At 45.9% G+C, this 19198-nt stretch carries 13 protein-coding genes; 3 read left to right on the top strand and 10 right to left on the bottom strand.

Annotated features, from left to right (window positions below; all coding sequences use genetic code 11):
* Positions 1–112 precede the first annotated feature (112 nt).
* Positions 113–1312 carry a maltose/maltodextrin ABC transporter substrate-binding protein MalE gene (malE, locus tag C5471_RS12655; protein ID WP_133814344.1) on the bottom strand — a complete coding sequence of 400 codons (1200 nt, stop codon included), beginning with the start codon at positions 1310–1312 and terminating at the stop codon, positions 113–115.
* Positions 1313–1694: 382 nt separating this feature from the next.
* Between malE and malK the strand changes: the two genes are divergently transcribed.
* From malK to malM, 3 genes are all read left to right on the top strand, one after another.
* On the top strand, positions 1695–2804 hold the full coding sequence (malK, locus tag C5471_RS12650) for a maltose/maltodextrin ABC transporter ATP-binding protein MalK (protein WP_133814343.1): 1110 nt from the start codon (positions 1695–1697) through the stop codon (positions 2802–2804).
* A 36-nt stretch (positions 2805–2840) separates the two neighbouring features.
* Positions 2841–4139 carry a maltoporin gene (locus C5471_RS12645; protein ID WP_133814342.1) on the top strand — a complete coding sequence of 433 codons (1299 nt, stop codon included), beginning with the start codon at positions 2841–2843 and terminating at the stop codon, positions 4137–4139.
* Between the two features lie 122 nt (positions 4140–4261).
* Positions 4262–5179 (top strand): maltose operon protein MalM, encoded by a 918-nt coding sequence (gene malM, locus C5471_RS12640; RefSeq protein ID WP_133814341.1) that lies wholly within the window; start codon positions 4262–4264, stop codon positions 5177–5179.
* A 1434-nt stretch (positions 5180–6613) separates the two neighbouring features.
* Here the strand turns inward: malM and rpoC are convergent.
* From rpoC to C5471_RS12595, 9 genes are all read right to left on the bottom strand, one after another.
* Positions 6614–10834, bottom strand: a complete 4221-nt coding sequence (gene rpoC / locus C5471_RS12635) for a DNA-directed RNA polymerase subunit beta' (RefSeq protein WP_133814340.1) — start codon at positions 10832–10834, stop codon at positions 6614–6616.
* A 130-nt stretch (positions 10835–10964) separates the two neighbouring features.
* Positions 10965–14993 carry a DNA-directed RNA polymerase subunit beta gene (rpoB, locus tag C5471_RS12630; RefSeq protein WP_133814339.1) on the bottom strand — a complete coding sequence of 1343 codons (4029 nt, stop codon included), beginning with the start codon at positions 14991–14993 and terminating at the stop codon, positions 10965–10967.
* Between the two features lie 339 nt (positions 14994–15332).
* Complete coding sequence (rplL, locus tag C5471_RS12625) at positions 15333–15695, bottom strand: 50S ribosomal protein L7/L12 (RefSeq protein ID WP_133814338.1); 363 nt, start codon at positions 15693–15695, stop codon at positions 15333–15335.
* 63 nt (positions 15696–15758) lie between these two features.
* Positions 15759–16265 carry a 50S ribosomal protein L10 gene (gene rplJ / locus C5471_RS12620; RefSeq protein WP_133814337.1) on the bottom strand — a complete coding sequence of 169 codons (507 nt, stop codon included), beginning with the start codon at positions 16263–16265 and terminating at the stop codon, positions 15759–15761.
* A gap of 307 nt (positions 16266–16572) precedes the next feature.
* Positions 16573–17274 carry a 50S ribosomal protein L1 gene (gene rplA / locus C5471_RS12615; protein ID WP_133814336.1) on the bottom strand — a complete coding sequence of 234 codons (702 nt, stop codon included), beginning with the start codon at positions 17272–17274 and terminating at the stop codon, positions 16573–16575.
* Between the two features lie 3 nt (positions 17275–17277).
* A complete protein-coding gene (gene rplK / locus C5471_RS12610; protein WP_133814335.1) occupies positions 17278–17706 on the bottom strand; it encodes a 50S ribosomal protein L11 in 429 nt (142 codons plus the stop codon).
* A 155-nt stretch (positions 17707–17861) separates the two neighbouring features.
* Positions 17862–18407, bottom strand: coding sequence for a transcription termination/antitermination protein NusG (nusG, locus tag C5471_RS12605; protein ID WP_011144820.1), 546 nt, complete (start codon positions 18405–18407; stop codon positions 17862–17864).
* 1 nt (position 18408) lies between these two features.
* Positions 18409–18792, bottom strand: coding sequence for a preprotein translocase subunit SecE (gene secE / locus C5471_RS12600; RefSeq protein WP_133814334.1), 384 nt, complete (start codon positions 18790–18792; stop codon positions 18409–18411).
* Between the two features lie 272 nt (positions 18793–19064).
* On the bottom strand, positions 19065–19198 hold a 134-nt coding region (locus tag C5471_RS12595; protein WP_479687639.1), incomplete at its 5' end, for an EF-Tu C-terminal domain-related protein.

Below are 19198 nucleotides of genomic sequence, written 5' to 3'. Positions count from 1 at the left end.
CTTTTTTTACTGCGGCTGTAACAGCTTGCGGATAGTTTGATCAATCTTCCTGCAAACAAGCATCCTTACTGTTGCTGGAAAGAACTCCCTTCGGAAGAAGAGAGTCTACAAGTTATTTGGTCATACGGGTTTCTGCGTCACTAAGTGCAGCATCAACGGTCTGACGGCCAGCCAACGCATTAACAACGGCACTGCGCATGGCGTACCAAAAACTGCTCATCTGTGAGATGTTCGGCATGATTTCGCCTTTTTGAGCATTTTCCATAGTGGCAGAAATGCGGGGATCCTTGGCCAGAATATCCTGATAGGATTTCAGCGCCACGGCTCCCAACGGTTTATCCTTATTCACCATATCCAGACCATCATTGGTCAGCAAATAGTTTTCCAGGAACTCCTTCGCCAGCTCTTTATTCGGGCTGGCAGCATTGATACCTGCCGTCAATACGCCGACAAACGGCTTAGACGGATTACCTTTAAAGGTTGGTAACAACGCCACACCGTAATTTATCTTACTTTTGTCGATGTTAGCCCACGCCCACGGACCATTAATAGTCATAGCCGTTTCACCTTTGTTGAACGCTGATTCGGCAATAGAATAATCAGTATCCACGCTCAGATGCTTATTTTTTACCAAATCTATAATAAAATTCAGTCCTGCTTTAGAGCCAGCATTATTGACTCCGGCATTTCTCACGTTATATGAGCCGTTTTCCATCTTGAAAGCATATCCCCCATCAGCAGCAATAAGCGGCCAAGAGAAATAAGGCTCTTGCAAATTAAACATAATGGCGCTTTTGCCCTTACTCTTCAGTTCCTTATCCAGAGCCGGGATCTCTTCCCAAGTTTTGGGCGGTGTCTTCACAAGGTCTTTATTGTAAATAAGGGAGAGGGCTTCAACCGCAATAGGATAACCCACCAATTTACCGTCATAGCGCACAGCATCCCAGGTGAACGGAAACAGTTTGTCCTTAAAGTTTTGATCCGGCGTAATTTCCGCCACCAGACCAGACTGTGCATAACCCCCAAAGCGGTCATGGGCCCAGAAAATAATATCTGGCCCATCACCAGTTGCTGCGACTTGTGAATACTTCTCTTCAAACTTGTTTGGATGTTCAACAGTCACATTGACACCCGTATCTTTTTCAAATTTCTCACCGACTTGCGCCAGGCCATTGTAGCCTTTGTCGCCGTTGATCCAGATAACCAGCTTACCTTCCTCAATTTTTGCCAAAGCAGAGGCAGAAAGCACAAGAGTGGCTAAAACAGAAAGCGCCAGGGTGCGGGCACCCATTTTCAAGTTTGTTTTTGTCATCATTCCGTCCTTTACTTATAGTTTGAATAGGTTCAGGGTGAACTGTTTTGTTACATTGGCAGAGAGTGCGAAGTTAGTGTGCAACCGACAATAGAAATACTCATCCTCCCCCGCTCTACGCCCCAACTGAGATGGGTGTGATCTGCATTGCAAAAACAGAGGAACCGTGTTGTTGACCACAAAAAGAGACATCTTTTTTTGTAGTAAAGATCACACTTTATCCAGCAGCTCATACCTAACCGCCTCAACAACTCTTATCTCATCCTCCTGACTCCTCCCCCATAAAAAACTTGGGTATGGAGGATTTACTCACCCACTATCTTAAACACACTCTGGCTTATTGTTTTTCACCGCGGATTGCGGTGATAGTCCGGGGGAACACATGTCGAGCGTCACACTACGTAAGGTATCTAAGGCTTATGGTGAAACTATTATTTCTAAGAACATCAACCTTGAGATACAAGAAGGAGAATTCGTGGTTTTTGTCGGTCCATCAGGATGTGGAAAATCGACAATATTAAGGATGATTGCAGGTCTGGAAGATATCACTTCTGGTGATTTGCTGATCAACAATATACGTATAAACGATGTACCACCCGCCAAACGTGGCGTTGGGATGGTTTTTCAGTCCTATGCACTGTACCCCCACCTGTCTGTTGCAGACAATATGTCGTTTGGTATGAAGCTGGCCGGCGCCAAAAAAAGTGACATTCAGCAGCGCGTGAAGCAAGTTGCGGAGATGCTTCAACTCGCTCATCTGCTTGATCGCCGTCCTAAAGCACTATCAGGTGGGCAGCGCCAGCGTGTCGCCATTGGCCGTACTCTGGTCGCTGAACCAAATGTTTTTCTATTGGATGAACCACTCTCCAATCTGGACGCTGCACTGCGCGTCCAAATGCGCATTGAAATTTCACGCCTGCACAAACGCCTGCAACGTACAATGATTTATGTCACCCACGATCAGGTTGAAGCAATGACGCTGGCCGACAGAATCGTGGTGTTGGATGGCGGGGATGTTGCCCAGATCGGTAAACCACTTGAGCTTTACCACTATCCCGTTAATCGTTTTGTTGCCAGCTTTATTGGCTCACCCAAAATGAATTTCTTGCCGGTTAAAGTAACAGCCACCGCCGTCGATCAGGTGCAAATTACTCTACCCAATCGCCAGCAAATCTGGCTGCCCGTAGAAAGCCAAGGGGTAAAAATAGGCAGCAATGTATCTCTGGGAATACGCCCAGAACATCTCCTTCCGAGTGATATCGCAGATGTCACGCTGGAAGGCATAGTTCAGGTTGTTGAGCAACTGGGAAATGAAACCCAGGTTCACATTGAAATCCCGGCTATTCGTCAAAATCTGGTTTATCGCCAGTCTGATGTTGTGCTCGTGGAAGAAGGGGCCTCCTTCACCATCGGATTACCTCCCCACCGCTGCCATTTATTCCGAGAAGACGGAACAGCATGCCAGCGTTTGCATAAAGAACCCGGTGTTTGAACCTGAGCCAATTAAAAAACGACAGGAGAATAATTGATGAAATCAATGCGTATATTACCTATATCATTAACAGTTATGGCTGGATTACTGTCCATGCAGGCGTCAGCCGTAGAATTCCACGGCTATGCCCGTTCCGGTATTGGCTGGACCGGTAGCGGTGGCGAGCAACAGTGTTTCCAAAGCACCGGTGCACAAAGCAAATATCGTTTAGGTAATGAATGTGAGACCTATGCCGAACTTAAGCTAGGTCAAGAGCTGTGGAAAGATGGCGATAAGAGCTTTTACTTCGATACCAACGTAGCTTATTCCGTGGCGCAAGAAAAAGATTGGGAATCCACTGATCCTGCTTTCCGTGAAGTCAATGTCCAGGCGAAGAACGTCATCGACTGGTTACCCGGCTCAACATTGTGGGCAGGTAAACGCTTCTACCAGCGCCATGACGTGCATATGATCGATTTCTACTATTGGGATATCTCTGGTCCGGGCGCTGGCCTGCAAGATATCGACCTCGGCTTTAGTAAGCTCTCTCTGGCTGTTACCCGCAATACCGAATCGGGTGGTTCTCATGGCTGGATTGCTGGTCAGCGTGACGAAATCTCCACTTCCAATGATGTCTTCGATATACGTCTATCTGGCTTGGAAGTTAACCCAGGCGGTAGCCTGGAGCTTGGTTTTGACTATGGGCGCGCCAATGCACGAGACCACTACCATCTTGACCGTAATGCTTCCAAAGATGGTTTCATGTTTACCGCCGAGCATACACAGAGCATATTAGGAGGATTTAACAAATTTGTCGTTCAGTATGCAACCGATTCCATGACCTCCTCCAACAGTGGTCGCTCTGAAGGTGCCAGCGTAAACAATGATGGTCATATGCTACGGATCCTGAATCATGGTGCGATTAATCTCGCAGAAAAATGGGATCTCATGTATGTGGCGATGTATCAGGATACTGACCGTGATAACAACAACGGCAACACATGGTATACCGTTGGTGTGCGTCCAATGTACAAATGGACACCAACGATGAGCACCCTGATGGACATTGGCTATGATAACGTCAAATCCCAGCGTACCAATGACACTAACGATCAATACAAAATCACCCTAGCCCAACAATGGCAGGCTGGTGATAGCATTTGGTCTCGTCCGGCTATCCGTCTGTTCGTCACCTATGCCAAATGGGATGAAAAATGGGGTAATGCGAATAAAAACGCGAATAAAAACGACGGCTACATTGATGGCATGGCTTACAGCGATACAGCAACACATAAATTCAGCCGTGGCAACGATGATGAATTCACCTTTGGTGCACAATTCGAAGCCTGGTGGTAATGCTATTAAAAACTGCTGGTTTTAGATCAACCGGATTATTTAGCCACTTTTAGCGCCTTGGACTGATATGCCTTTTGCCCGTGGATATCAGTCTCTTTTTTTCAACCGAACAAGGGTAAGAAATGAAAACCAAACTTATCTCATTTTGTCTTAGTGCCTTACTCTGTAGCGCAGCTCCTCTGATAAGCTATGCAACATCTATCACGACAACAACTCAGGCAACCATGACACAGGATGCTGTTGCGCCTTCCCTCTCAACAGCAACACTGCAAAAATTGAACTGGCAGCCGATTCACACCAGCAATACACAAACCATTATCCTCAATGCTGAATCCCAGCACCTTAATGAAGGAAATATCCAAGGGCCAATAGCTGCATTTGCAATTCCGGCAAACCGGGGCTCGCTGGACATTATGTTGAGCAGTTTAGTACAAGATAAACAAGTTTACGCACCGAATGTTTTAGTGCTTGATCAGGGATTACGCCCCGCTGCATTTTATCCAAGTGACTATTTTCCGTATGAACGTCCGGGGGTTATGTCCACAGATCGGCTGGAAGGCACATTAAAGCTGACGCCAGCATTAGGACAACAGCAAATTTATGTGCTGGTCTACACTACTCGTACCGATTTGCAAAAATCGACACAAATGATTGATCCAGCCAAAGCTTACGCTCAAGGAGTCGGCAACGCCGTTCCTGCCATTCCAGATCCCGTTGCTCGTCATACAGAAACCGGTACGTTGAAGCTGAAAGTGAAATCGGAACAAAATGCCGGCAACATCACTATTGGTCAAGTCTTATCAGGCCCGGCACCGGAGCCAGTCGTTGTTGGGTCAACACAAGCTACCGCAACCCAGCGCATACCACTGAAAACCAAACCTGTCCTGAGCGACACAGAACGTTATTTCAGTGATGCAATTAAAAAGGAAATTAATAACGGCAATATTGATAAAGCGTTGAATCTGCTTGAGGAAGCGGAACGCCTTGGATCCTCAACTGCACGAGAAACGTTTATCAACAGTCTCAAAAACAAGGGATAAACCATTTACCTATGTTGGCTATGGTAAATGTACTATTAGTTTGTTTAACGCAAAATAGATGTCCTCCGAAAAGGAGGGCATTAACGCCTGATTGCATCAACGATGATAAAAGGTCTGGCAGATTAATCAGCCAGAAAGGGAATAACGGTTGGACAGGTATTTAAGCGTTAACAGAACGAGAAAATAGCGTGAAAAAATAACGATATAAATTGATTTTATCATTAAATCACATTAAAGGTATAAAAAGAGGAATGGTTTAAATCAAACCGTAGAAAAGCAACGCTGTTAAACGGATTAAAGCAATGTAAATCAAGTTTAAACAGGCGTATTTAAAGCATCATGGTTTTGCATAAAAAATGCAACATAATAATGTTTAAAATAACTCATTTTGCATTCTGTTAAATCATTTATTCGGGGATGTCTTTTTTTCAACTTTTCACAATTGATGATTTAGTTGGTTTATGAAAAAATTCATTCCCCAGTTGAAAAATTATTAAAACCGTTTATTTTGCAAAATAGATTATCTGATTAACCAATTCATTTTTTATTTACCCTTTTTCCATCGGTTATAAATAAACATTAATAAAACCAGTTTTTGTTTATTATTTTTCACTGATAAGCTTTATAATGAGCAGGTTTTAAACTGTGATTAAAAGTTATGGTTTTAATCAATATAGAGTTTTAACGGTTTTTTTTACCACTTTTAACATCTGCTTTTTATTAAGTTTAATCATTATAGAATATCGTATTTTATGTTTAACCAACGTTAACCATATCCACTTTCTATCTTTACTGACGCTGTTTTACCGGCAATCCTAAGCAGTTTTAATAAATCGCCACCTTTTTTTTCGGATAATCAATATCTTTTTCATCGCTTAAATCCTGCAAAATTAACCGTTTTATCACTTTTTTATTGCAGTATTTTCTATAGCTTTCTTCGTAAAATAACAGCGAGAAAACACCTTAAAATCGGCCTATTAAAATCATATTCTTTCACATACTGATTTCTTTTCAACTCTCTGCTAATGTTTAATGGACTTCGATAAAACGCAATTCACGATCCATCTGAAAGTACATTTATTGAGTTAAATCCGCTTTTATATAAAATCTTTAATCTCCCTCTATTTTCGTTTTTAAATGGTTATGACAGGTTAGGTAAATGTAAAATAAACGCATAGAGATTTATTCCTGCTATTTATAGCTTATAACAGACTCAAAATAATCTATAATATCAGGGCAACTGCTCTTGTGAGAAACACGCTCTTCAAGCGCACTTTTTTCAGGAGGAAAAGTTTGGGGAGAGAGTGTTTTTAACATGGTGAACGGAATTTGATTAAAACAAAATACCGGATAAAAACCAGCACTTGGTCAACAATCTGAAAATGCCCTCCGAAAAGGAGGGCATTTAATTAGCGATGGTGCTGCTCTACAGAATTACTTCTTATCGCTACCAAAACCGGCATTCAGCAGTTCTGCCAGGTTTGCAGTTGCTTCATCGACACTCACTTGCGGTGCTTCTGACGGTTCATTCAACTGACGACGACGCATACGATCCTGATGGTAAGCATAACCCGTACCGGCTGGGATCAGACGACCTACGATGACGTTCTCTTTCAAGCCACGCAATTCATCACGTTTACCCGCAACCGCCGCTTCTGTCAACACGCGGGTCGTTTCCTGGAACGATGCCGCGGAGATGAAGGATTCAGTCGCCAGAGACGCTTTGGTGATACCCAACAGATCACGTCCATAAATTGCAGGGACTTTACCTTCCTGTTCCAGCTTACGGTTTGCCACTTTAACGCGGGCATATTCAACCTGTTCGCCTTCCAGGAATTCGGAACTGCCTGCACTTTCGATGGTTGCTTTACGCAGCATCTGACGAACGATAACCTCAATGTGTTTATCGTTAATCTTAACCCCTTGCAGACGGTAAACTTCCTGAACTTCGTTGGTGATGTAACGGGTAACCGCATGAACACCACGCAGACGCAAGATGTCATGTGGAGACTCTGGACCATCGGAGATCACATCACCGCGCTCAACAACTTCACCTTCGAATACGTTGAGCTGACGCCATTTAGGGATCATCTCTTCGTAAGCATCACCACCATCTAACGGGGAGATAACCAGACGGCGTTTACCTTTGGTTTCTTTACCGAAGGAGACAATACCACTAACTTCAGCCAGGATTGCAGGCTCTTTCGGACGACGTGCTTCGAACAGGTCGGCTACGCGTGGCAGACCACCGGTAATATCTTTCGTACCGCCGGATTCCTGAGGAATACGTGCTAACGTATCACCCGCAGAGATGCTGACACCATCGTCTAACTGAACAATTGCTTTGCCTGGCAAGAAATATTGAGCAGGCATATCAGTACCTGGGATCAATACATCGTCACCCTTGGCATCAACGATTTTCAGTGCCGGACGCAAGTCTTTACCACTACCAGTACGCTCTGCACTATCCAGAACAACCAGTGAAGACAAACCTGTCAGCTCATCCGTCTGACGGGTAATGGTCTGACCATCTACCATGTCAGCGAAACGGATGATACCAGAGACTTCACTGACCACTGGCATGGTATGTGGATCCCAGTTAGCAACGGTTTCGCCGCCATTAACTGCTTCACTATCACCTTTACCCAATACTGCACCGTAAGGCACTTTATAGCTTTCTTTAGTCCGGCCGAATTCGTCAATCAGGCACAGTTCGGTGTTACGGGAAGTAATCACCAACTTACCTGCGGAATTGGTAACGGATTTCGCGTTAAACAGTTTCAGGCTACCTTTGTTACGAACCTGAATGCTGGATTCCGCTGCCGCACGGGATGCCGCACCACCGATGTGGAACGTACGCATCGTCAGCTGTGTACCCGGCTCACCGATGGACTGCGCCGCAATAACACCAACCGCTTCACCTTTATTGATGATGTGTCCGCGGGCAAGGTCACGACCATAGCAGTTCGCACAAACACCGAAGTCAGTTTCACAACTTACAACGGAACGCACTTTAATGCTGTCAACGGAGCTTTCTTCTAACAGATCACACCATTTTTCATTCAGCAATGTGTTACGTGGAACCAGAATGTCTGCGGTACCTGGTTTCAGAACATCTTCTGCTGTTACACGACCTAGTACACGCTCACGCAGTGGCTCTTTAACATCACCACCTTCAATAACCGGCGTCATCAGAATACCGTCGTGAGTACCACAGTCGTCTTCTGTAACAACTAGATCCTGCGCTACGTCAACCAAACGACGGGTCAGGTAACCGGAGTTTGCCGTTTTCAGTGCGGTATCCGCCAAACCTTTACGAGCACCGTGGGTTGAGATGAAGTACTGGAGTACGTTCAAGCCTTCACGGAAGTTCGCAGTGATTGGTGTTTCGATAATGGAACCGTCTGGTTTAGCCATCAGGCCACGCATCCCCGCCAACTGACGGATCTGAGCGGCAGAACCACGCGCACCGGAGTCAGCCATCATAAAGATGCTGTTGAAGGAGACTTGTTGCTCCTCTTCACCGTTACGGTTAATGACTGTCTCAGTGGACAGGTTTTCCATCATCGCTTTAGCAACACGCTCGTTTGCTGCGGCCCAGATATCGATAACCTTGTTATAACGTTCGCCAGCTGTTACCAGACCAGACTGGAACTGTTCCTGAATTTCAGCAACTTCTGCTTCTGCTTCTGTAATGATCCCCGCTTTTTTCTCTGGGATAACCATGTCATCAATACCAACAGATGCACCTGAACGTGCAGCGTAGGCAAACCCGGTGTACATGATCTGGTCAGCAAAGATAACGGTTGGTTTCAGGCCCATCACACGGTAGCAAGTGTTGAGCATTCTGGAGATCGCTTTTTTACCCAATGGTTGGTTAACCAGAGAGTAAGGCAGACCTCTTGGGACGATCATCCACAGGATTGCACGCCCAACGGTAGTATCAACCAAACCAGTGCTAGTGGTGATATTACCCTCGCCATCTCTCACTTCTTCTGAGATACGAACCTTAACACGGGCATGCAGAGAAGCTAGACCTGCGCGGTATACGCGTTCTGCTTCTTTAGGCCCGGTCAGCACCATGCCTTCGCCTTTAGCATTAACACAGTCACGGGTCATGTAGTACAGACCCAGAACAACGTCCTGAGATGGCACGATGATTGGCTCACCACTCGCAGGAGACAGAATGTTGTTGGTGGACATCATCAATGCACGCGCTTCCAGCTGGGCTTCCAGTGTCAGCGGTACGTGAACAGCCATCTGGTCACCGTCGAAGTCGGCGTTATATGCCGCACACACCAGTGGGTGCAACTGAATCGCTTTACCTTCGATCAGAACTGGTTCGAATGCCTGAATACCCAAACGGTGGAGTGTTGGTGCACGGTTCAGCAGAACCGGGTGTTCACGGATCACTTCATCCAGGATATCCCATACCACCGCTTCTTCACGCTCAACCATCTTTTTGGCTGCTTTAATCGTCGTCGCTAAACCACGCAGTTCCAGCTTGCCATAGATGAATGGCTTGAATAGTTCCAGTGCCATCTTCTTAGGTAGACCACACTGATGCAGACGCAGGTAAGGGCCTACGGTGATTACAGAACGACCAGAGTAGTCAACACGTTTACCCAGCAGGTTCTGACGGAAACGACCTTGTTTACCCTTGATCATGTCAGCCAGGGATTTCAGAGGACGTTTGTTAGAACCGGTAATTGCACGACCGCGACGACCGTTATCCAACAGGGCATCGACCGCTTCCTGCAACATACGTTTTTCGTTGCGAACGATGATATCTGGCGCAGCCAGATCCAGCAGGCGTTTCAAACGGTTGTTACGGTTAATAACTCGACGATACAGATCGTTCAGATCCGACGTGGCAAAACGGCCGCCATCCAATGGAACCAGTGGACGTAAATCAGGCGGCAGAACTGGCAGAACGGTCAGAACCATCCATTCTGGTTTGTTACCAGATTGAATAAATGCTTCCAACAACTTAATACGCTTGGTCAACTTCTTACGTTTGGTTTCAGAGTTAGTTTCATTTAACTCTTCACGCAGAGTTTCACACTCATTTTCCAGATCGAGATTTTTCAACAAAGACTGGATAGCTTCCGCGCCCATCTTCGCATCGAATTCATCACCGAACTCTTCCAGTGCATCCAGGTATTGTTCTTCTGTCAGGATTTGACTGCGCTCCAGGCTGGTCATACCGCCTTCTACAACCACATAGGATTCGAAGTACAGTACGCGCTCAATATCACGCAGTGGCATATCCAGCAACAAACCGATGCGGGATGGCAATGATTTCAGGAACCAGATGTGTGCCGTTGGAGAAGCCAGTTCAATGTGACCCATACGCTCACGACGAACTTTAGTCTGGGTAACTTCTACGCCACACTTCTCACAAATTACACCACGGTGTTTTAAGCGTTTGTATTTACCACACAAACACTCATAGTCTTTCACCGGTCCGAAAATACGGGCACAGAAAAGGCCGTCACGCTCAGGTTTGAACGTACGGTAGTTAATAGTTTCCGGCTTTTTCACTTCACCGAATGACCACGAACGGATCATATCTGGTGAGGCCAGAGCAATTTTGATCGCATCAAACTCTTCGGTCTTAGTTTGCGCTTTCAGAAACTTCAATAAGTCTTTCACGAAATGGCTCCTGTCGGAGTTAGACCTGTCAGGAGAATGGCCCATGCCACTCTCCCCTATGACCAGTGCAACCACTGGCTGGTAAACTGCCCGTCATATCCATTCAGGGCAGTACCAGCGGGAATACGGTTTATTCGTCTTCCAGCTCGATGTTAATCCCCAGAGAGCGGATCTCTTTCAACAATACGTTGAAGGACTCCGGCATACCAGGTTCCATCTGGTGGTTACCATCCACGATGTTTTTATACATCTTGGTACGGCCGTTAACATCGTCGGACTTGACGGTGAGCATTTCCTGCAAGGTGTATGCAGCACCATATGCTTCCAATGCCCACACTTCCATCTCACCGAAGCGTTGACCACCGAACTGCGCCTTACCACCCAGCGGTTGCTGAGTAACCAAGCTGTACGAACCGGTTGAACGAGCATGCATTTTGTCATCCACCAGGTGGTTCAGTTTCAGCATATACATGTAGCCAACGGTAACCTGACGTTCGAATTGCTCACCAGTACGACCATCAAACAGAGTAATTTGCCCAGAAGTCGGCAAGTCACCCAGTTTCAGCAGTTCTTTAATTTCTTTCTCTTTCGCACCATCAAATACTGGTGTTGCAATTGGCATCCCTTTTTTCAGGTTTTCTGCCAGACGCATAACTTCTTCATCAGAGAAAGTGTTCAGATCAACTTTTTGACGGGTTTCATCACCTAGGTCATAAGCTTTCTGGATAAATTCACGCAGTTTGGCTGCTTCCTGCTGCTGTTTCAGCATCGCATTGATCTTGTCACCAATGCCTTTTGCAGCCATCCCCAAGTGAGTTTCCAGGATCTGACCAATGTTCATACGTGATGGTACGCCCAGTGGGTTCAGTACGATATCTACCGGAGTACCGTTTTCATCGTAAGGCATATCTTCAATCGGGTTGATCTTGGAGATAACACCCTTGTTACCGTGGCGGCCCGCCATTTTATCACCAGGCTGAATCTGACGCTTAACCGCCAGATAAACTTTAACGATTTTCAGCACACCCGGTGCTAAGTCATCGCCCTGAGTGATCTTACGACGTTTAGCGTCCAGTTTTTTCTCGAACTCAGTTTTCAGTTCGTCATACTGTTCAGCCAACTGTTCCAACTGATTCTGTTTTTCTTCATCCGCCAGACCCAGCTCTAACCAACGTTCACGAGGCAGCTTATCCAATTTCTCAGCTTCGATGCCGCCAGAAATCAGGACAGAACGGATACGGGCGAACAAGCCAGCTTCAAAGATCCGCAACTCTTCTGTCAGGTCTTTCTTAGCCTGACGCAGCTGCATTTCTTCGATTTCTAGGGCACGTTTGTCTTTTTCGACGCCATCACGGGTAAATACCTGTACGTCAATAACCGTACCGGATACGCCATTTGGTACGCGCAGAGAAGAGTCTTTCACATCAGACGCTTTCTCACCGAAGATAGCACGCAGCAGTTTTTCTTCCGGCGTCAGCTGAGTTTCACCTTTAGGTGTCACTTTACCAACCAGAATGTCACCGCCGGTAACTTCTGCACCAATATAAACGATACCGGATTCATCCAGTTTGGAGAGCGCGGCTTCACCCACGTTAGGAATGTCAGCGGTGATCTCTTCAGGCCCTAATTTGGTATCACGAGATACACAAGCCAGTTCCTGGATATGAATGGTTGTAAAGCGATCTTCCTGAACAACACGCTCAGAAACTAAGATGGAGTCCTCGAAGTTATAACCATTCCACGGCATGAACGCTACGCGCATGTTCTGACCCAGCGCCAACTCACCCAAATCAGTGGATGGACCGTCAGCCAGTACGTCACCGCGTTCCACAGGTTCTCCCAGAGAAACACATGGCATTTGGTTAATACAGGTGTTCTGGTTAGAACGGGTGTATTTAGTCAGGTTATAGATATCAATACCCGCTTCACCCGGATACATTTCGTCTTCGTTTACTTTGATAACGATACGGGATGCATCAACGTACTGAACCACACCACCGCGTTTAGCAACAGAAGTTACACCTGAGTCAACCGCTACAGCACGTTCCATACCTGTACCTACCAGCGGCTTGTCAGCACGCAGTGTAGGAACAGCCTGACGTTGCATGTTTGCACCCATCAATGCACGGTTTGCGTCATCGTGTTCCAGGAATGGGATCAAGGAAGCACCGACGGAAACCACCTGTTGAGTGGAAACGTCCATATATTCAACCTGTTCACGGTTGAATAAGCTGGATTCGCCATAGTTACGGCAGGTTATCAGATCTTCAACGAAGTGACCTTCATCATCCAATACGGTGTTTGCCTGTGCGATAACGAAGTTACCTTCTTCAATCGCAGACAGGTAATGGATTTCATCAGTCACAACACCATCACGAACCAGACGGTATGGGGTTTCAAGGAAACCATACTCGTTAGTCTGCGCATAAACAGACAATGAGTTAATCAGACCGATGTTCGGACCTTCCGGAGTTTCGATTGGACATACACGACCATAGTGAGTTGGATGTACGTCACGCACTTCGAAGCCTGCACGCTCACGGGTCAAACCACCCGGGCCCAACGCAGAAATACGGCGTTTGTGAGTGATTTCAGAAAGCGGGTTGTTTTGGTCCATAAACTGAGACAGCTGGCTGGAACCAAAGAATTCTTTCACTGCGGCTGAAATCGGTTTAGCGTTGATCATGTCCTGAGGCATCAGGGTATCCAGATCACCCAAAGACAGACGCTCTTTAACCGCACGCTCAACACGTACCAGACCAACACGGAACTGGTTTTCTGCCATTTCGCCTACGGAGCGGATACGACGGTTACCCAAGTGGTCAATATCGTCGACTTCACCTTTACCGTTACGGATATCAATGAGTTTCTTCATAACATCAGTGATGTCATTTTTACTCAAAATACCAGAGCCTTCAACTTCTTCCCGGCTCAGTGAACGGTTGAATTTCATACGACCAACCGCAGAAAGATCATAACGATCTTCTGAGAAGAACAGATTTTCAAACAGATTTTCTGCTGCTTCACGAGTTGGCGGCTCACCAGGACGCATCATGCGATAAATCTCAACCAAAGCGCTCAAACGATCATTGGTTGGGTCAACACGAAGAGTCTCGGAGATATATGCACCGTGATCCAAATCGTTGGTAAATAGGGTTTCGATAGATTTATGACCAGCCTGGCTTAAACGTGCCAACAGATCTAAAGAGAGTTCCATGTTAGCCGCACAGATAATTTCACCTGTATTGGTATCAATGTAGTCTCTTGCAACAACTTTACCCGCAATGTATTCAACAGGAACCTCAATGCGGTTCACTTCGTCTTTTTCTAACTGGCGGATATGACGTGCAGTGATACGACGGCCTTTTTCAACATAAACTTTGCCGTTTGCTTCAATATCAAAAGAAGCTGTTTCACCACGCAGACGCTCTGGCACCAGTGTCATCTGGAGTTTGTTGTCACGAATTGCGAAAACAGTCTTACTAAAGAACAAATTCAGGATGTTTTCAGTGCTGTAATCCATTGCACGCAGAATAATAGTTGCCGGCAATTTACGGCGACGGTCAATGCGCACAAACAGGTTATCTTTTGGATCGAATTCGAAATCTAACCAAGAACCACGGTAAGGGATAATACGCGCGTTATACAGCACCTTACCGGATGAATGAGTTTTACCCTTATCGCTGTCAAAGAATACACCAGGACTACGATGTAACTGGGAGACAATAACCCTCTCAGTACCATTGATAACAAAAGTACCGTTGTCAGTCATGAGTGGAATTTCACCCATGTAGACTTCTTGTTCTTTGATGTCTTTGACTGTGCCTTCCGGTGCTTCGCGTTCATAGATGACCAGACGCAGTTTAACGCGCAGAGGTGCAGAATAAGTGACACCACGAATCTGGCACTCTTTCACATCAAACACTGGCTCACCAAGACGGTAGCTAACGTATTGCAGCTCCGAACTGCCACTGTAGCTCTGAATTGGGAATACAGAACGGAATGCCGCTTCTAAACCATTCTGGCCTTCTGGATCTTGCTCGATAAACTTCTGGAACGAGTCAAGTTGGATAGAAAGGAGATAAGGTATATCCAAAACTTGTGGACGTTTACCAAAATCCTTACGAATACGTTTTTTCTCGGTATAGGAGTAAACCATAGGGTTCCTCAGCTCGCTGATCAGTGACCCACTCTGTCCGCCCTAAAGGACAGCTCTTTACGACACTGTTTTTTCGAACAGAAAATTGAATTATTTTCCGTAGTACTCATTGCTATTACTCTTAAATCATTTCATTGCGCTACCTTACTACCGAGCTATCCGAGTGGATCGTAGCTGAGAACGCAGTATATTAAGTCGTCAATAGGAAAAAGTATTTAGGGGTTAATTAGTAGCCAAACAGTGGAAATGCGACTAATGCCCTACAGCGCAAAAAGGCTGGTGATTTTTTAATCACCAGCCGTCAGCCTCTAAAGTCAGGCTGCTAACTTAACGCTGAACTTACTTGATCTCAACAGAAGCGCCTGCTTCTTCCAGAGATTTTTTCAGTGTTTCAGCATCATCTTTGCTGATAGCTTCTTTCAGTACTGCTGGAGCGCTTTCAACCAGATCTTTCGCTTCTTTCAGACCCAGGCCAGTTGCGCCACGTACTGCTTTGATGACAGCAACTTTGTTGCCGCCAATCGCAGACAGCACAACGTCAAACTCAGTTTTTTCTTCAACAGCTTCAGCAGCTACTGCTACAGCTACAGCCGCAGCCGCAGAAACGCCGAATTTGTCTTCCATTGCAGTGATCAGTTCAACAACGTCCATAACGGACATGCCTGCAACTGCGTCCAGAATTTGTTCTTTATTGATAGACATAACAAGTGTTCCTAAAATTCAGAAATAATTTATACGTTAAAAAGCAACAAAGGAAATCGGCAATTAAGCTACTTCTTTCTGCTCGCGTGACTCGCGTAACGCAGCCAGAGTACGAACCAGTTTGCCGGCAACGGCTTCTTTCATGGTTGACATCAGGCGTGCGATTGCTTCTTCGTAAGTTGGGAGTGTTGCCAAACGGTCAATATTGTCCGCAGGGATAAACTCACCTTCAAAGGCTGCTGCTTTAATCTCGAATGCTGGATTCGCTTTCGCGAACTCTTTGAACAGACGAGCAGCTGCGCCCGGATGTTCGTTAGAGAAAGCAATCAAGGTTGGACCAACAAACGCTTCTTTCAGGCACTCATATTCAGTACCTTCAACAGCACGGCGGATCAGTGTGTTACGAACAACACGGATATAAACGCCAGCTTCGCGACCTGCTTTACGCAGTTCAGTCATTTTATCTACAGTAACGCCACGAGAATCCGCAACAACCGCAGACAGCGCGCCTTTGGCTACTTCGCTGACTTCAGCAACAATCGCTTGTTTGTCTTGAAGATTTAGTGCCATTAGCTTCTTGCTCCTGGATTAACCGGGAAGTACCCGGAACTCACATCACTCATAACACCAAAGGTGTCTGAGCTCTAAAACACGGTGAGCAGAATCCAGAAATAAATTTCATTTGGCTCTGTCACCGTCTACGCAGGGATATTAAGTAATTACTTACACCTGCGGTCTTGGACGGGGCTTGGATTAGGCCAAGCTCCAACCGAAAATTGTTTGTTTAGCCAATAAATAATCTACCAACCAAACATAAGGTGCCAAATTTTAGACAAATCTGACGCCAAGGTAAAGCGGTAATCACATTCAGTTCAAATTAAACTGAAGCGCTCAGACCAGACTGGTCAATCGCTACACCTGCGCCCATAGTCGTGGACAAGCTAACTTTCTTGATGAAAATACCTTTAGCAGAAGATGGTTTTGCCTTTTTCAATGCAACCAGCAGAGCTTCCAGGTTTTCTTTCAGTTTGTCAGCGTCGAAGTCAACTTTACCAATGGTGGTGTGGATAATACCGTTTTTATCGTTACGGTAACGAACCTGACCCGCTTTAGCATTCTGAACAGCTTCAGCGACGTTAGGCGTTACAGTACCCACTTTAGGGTTTGGCATCAGGCCACGTGGGCCCAGGATTTGACCTAATTGGCCAACAACGCGCATTGCATCTGGAGATGCGATAACAACGTCAAAGTCCATTTCGCCTTTTTTAACCTGTTCAGCCAGGTCTTCCATACCTACCAGTTCTGCGCCAGCCGCTTTAGCAGCTTCAGCGTTTGCACCTTGGGTAAATACAGCTACGCGAACGGAACGGCCAGTACCGTGAGGCAGTACGGTTGCACCACGTACGTTCTGGTCAGATTTACGAGCGTCGATGCCGAGATTAACAGCAACGTCAACGCTTTCTACGAATTTAGCAGTTGCCAGCTCTTTCAGAAGAACAACGGCTTCGTTAATGTCATACTGTTTAGTTGCATCAACTTTTTCACGGATTGTGCGCATGCGCTTGGTCAGTTTAGTCATCGATTAATCCTCCACTACCAGGCCCATGGAACGAGCAGTACCTTCGATTGAACGCATCATTGCGTCAACGTCAGCACCCGTCATATCCGCAGCTTTAGTTTCAGCAATTTCACGAATCTGAGCGCTGGTTACTTTACCAACTTTCTCTTTATTCGGTTTGCCGGAACCCGATTTAACACCCGCAGCTTTTTTCAACAGAACAGCGGCTGGTGGGGTTTTAGTCACGAAAGTGAAAGAGCGATCAGAATAAACAGTGATCACAACAGGAATTGGCAGACCTTTTTCAATGCTATCAGTTTTAGCATTGAACGCCTTACAGAATTCCATGATGTTAACACCCTGCTGACCCAGAGCAGGACCTACTGGAGGGCTTGGGTTAGCCATACCAGCTGCAACCTGCAACTTGACATAGGCTTGTACTTTCTTAGCCATTGATAATTTCCTCTATGTGGGTGATATCGCCTATTTAAAAGGCTTCCCTGTTATTCCAGCCCCGCCTTTTCAGGCCAAGCCACTAAAAACAAAAGGCGCGAAATTGTATGTTAATTTCACGCCTATTGCAAGCCGGCAAAAGATACGCCTAAAAATTAAGCTTTCTCTACCTGACTGAAATCCAGCTCAACAGGTGTTGCACGACCAAAGATAGAAACTGATACCTTCAGGCGGCTTTTCTCGTAGTCGACTTCTTCCACAACACCATTGAAGTCTGCAAATGGGCCATCGCTGACACGGACCATTTCGCCTGGTTCGAACAATGTTTTTGGCCGCGGTTTATCACCAACCTGCTGAAGGCGATTCATAATTGCATCAACTTCTTTATCACTGATTGGTGCCGGACGGTCAGATGTGCCACCGATAAAACCCATGACACGTGGTACGCTGCGAACAAGATGCCATGTTGCATCGTTCATAATCATTTGTACCAGCACATACCCAGGGAAGAATTTGCGTTCACTTTTGCGACGCTGGCCGCTACGAATCTCAACAACTTCCTCTGTTGGCACCATCACTTCGCCAAAAGAATCTTCCATATCATGTAGTTTGATATGTTCACGTAAAGATTGTGCAACACGACCTTCAAACCCGGAGAATGCCTGTATGACATACCAACGTTTTTTTGGGGAATCTGACATCTTAGAACCTCAGGCCTGTAATAAATGAAACTAAACGCACCAGGATGCCGTCAAGACCCCAGAGGATCAAAGACATCAATGCAGTCACGGCTGCCACAATCAAAGTTGTGTGCAACGTTTCCTGGCGAGTTGGCCAAATGACTTTGCGCATTTCAACGCGGGCTTCACGAGCAAAGGCCAGTGTGGTTTTACCTTTCGCTGTCCAGAGCGCAACCGCTCCCGCAAGAGCAACAATAACAACAACCGCTATCGCGCGCAAAGGAAGGCTATACTCCCGATAAAGGTAGTTACCAACGATAGCAACTGTTAATAAAGCTGCCACTAATAGCCATTTCATTACCTCAAGACCGCGCTTGCTTTCTTGAGCATCGCTATTCGCACTCATAAACCAACCTGTAACTATGATTTAAATAGATAGCCAGCTTGCCTCGCAAGAGCAAAACAAATCAGACCGAACCAAAAAATTTGAGTGATTGTATCTGACTTGGCACCATAATTCAGTATGACATTGTATATCTGAGAGATATATAGCCAATTCGTTGTATCAGAGCCTATCTCACCAATAATTAAAAACAACTATTGATGAGATAGGTTCTTATAAACAACGTACAAAAAGGGCATCAGTTGATGCCCTTTTAGAGTAATCACATCAAAAAATTATGCGATAACTTTAGCAACAACACCAGCACCTACTGTACGGCCACCTTCACGGATTGCGAAGCGCAGACCCTGATCCATCGCGATTGGTGCAATCAGGGTAACAATCATCTGAATGTTATCACCTGGCATCA

It is taken from the genome of Photorhabdus tasmaniensis (genome assembly GCF_011189505.1).
Taxonomy (GTDB): Bacteria; Pseudomonadota; Gammaproteobacteria; order Enterobacterales; family Enterobacteriaceae; genus Photorhabdus; species Photorhabdus tasmaniensis.
Note: the sequence above shows the minus strand (reverse complement) of the source record. Positions and strands in the feature narration are given on the sequence as shown.

Bases quoted from the DNA above. Each gene is read 5' to 3' on its own strand.
- rplA (WP_133814336.1), bottom strand. From the start codon at position 17,274: ATGACTAAACTGACCAAGCGCATGCGCACAATCCGTGAAAAAGTTGAT.
- malE (WP_133814344.1), bottom strand. From the start codon at position 1,312: ATGACAAAAACAAACTTGAAAATGGGTGCCCGCACCCTGGCGCTTTCT.
- rplJ (WP_133814337.1), bottom strand. From the start codon at position 16,265: ATGGCACTAAATCTTCAAGACAAACAAGCGATTGTTGCTGAAGTCAGC.
- nusG (WP_011144820.1), bottom strand. From the start codon at position 18,407: ATGTCAGATTCCCCAAAAAAACGTTGGTATGTCATACAGGCATTCTCC.
- C5471_RS12645 (WP_133814342.1), top strand. From the start codon at position 2,841: ATGAAATCAATGCGTATATTACCTATATCATTAACAGTTATGGCTGGA.
- malK (WP_133814343.1), top strand. From the start codon at position 1,695: ATGTCGAGCGTCACACTACGTAAGGTATCTAAGGCTTATGGTGAAACT.
- rplK (WP_133814335.1), bottom strand. From the start codon at position 17,706: ATGGCTAAGAAAGTACAAGCCTATGTCAAGTTGCAGGTTGCAGCTGGT.
- rplL (WP_133814338.1), bottom strand. From the start codon at position 15,695: ATGTCTATCAATAAAGAACAAATTCTGGACGCAGTTGCAGGCATGTCC.
- secE (WP_133814334.1), bottom strand. From the start codon at position 18,792: ATGAGTGCGAATAGCGATGCTCAAGAAAGCAAGCGCGGTCTTGAGGTA.
- rpoB (WP_133814339.1), bottom strand. From the start codon at position 14,993: ATGGTTTACTCCTATACCGAGAAAAAACGTATTCGTAAGGATTTTGGT.
- malM (WP_133814341.1), top strand. From the start codon at position 4,262: ATGAAAACCAAACTTATCTCATTTTGTCTTAGTGCCTTACTCTGTAGC.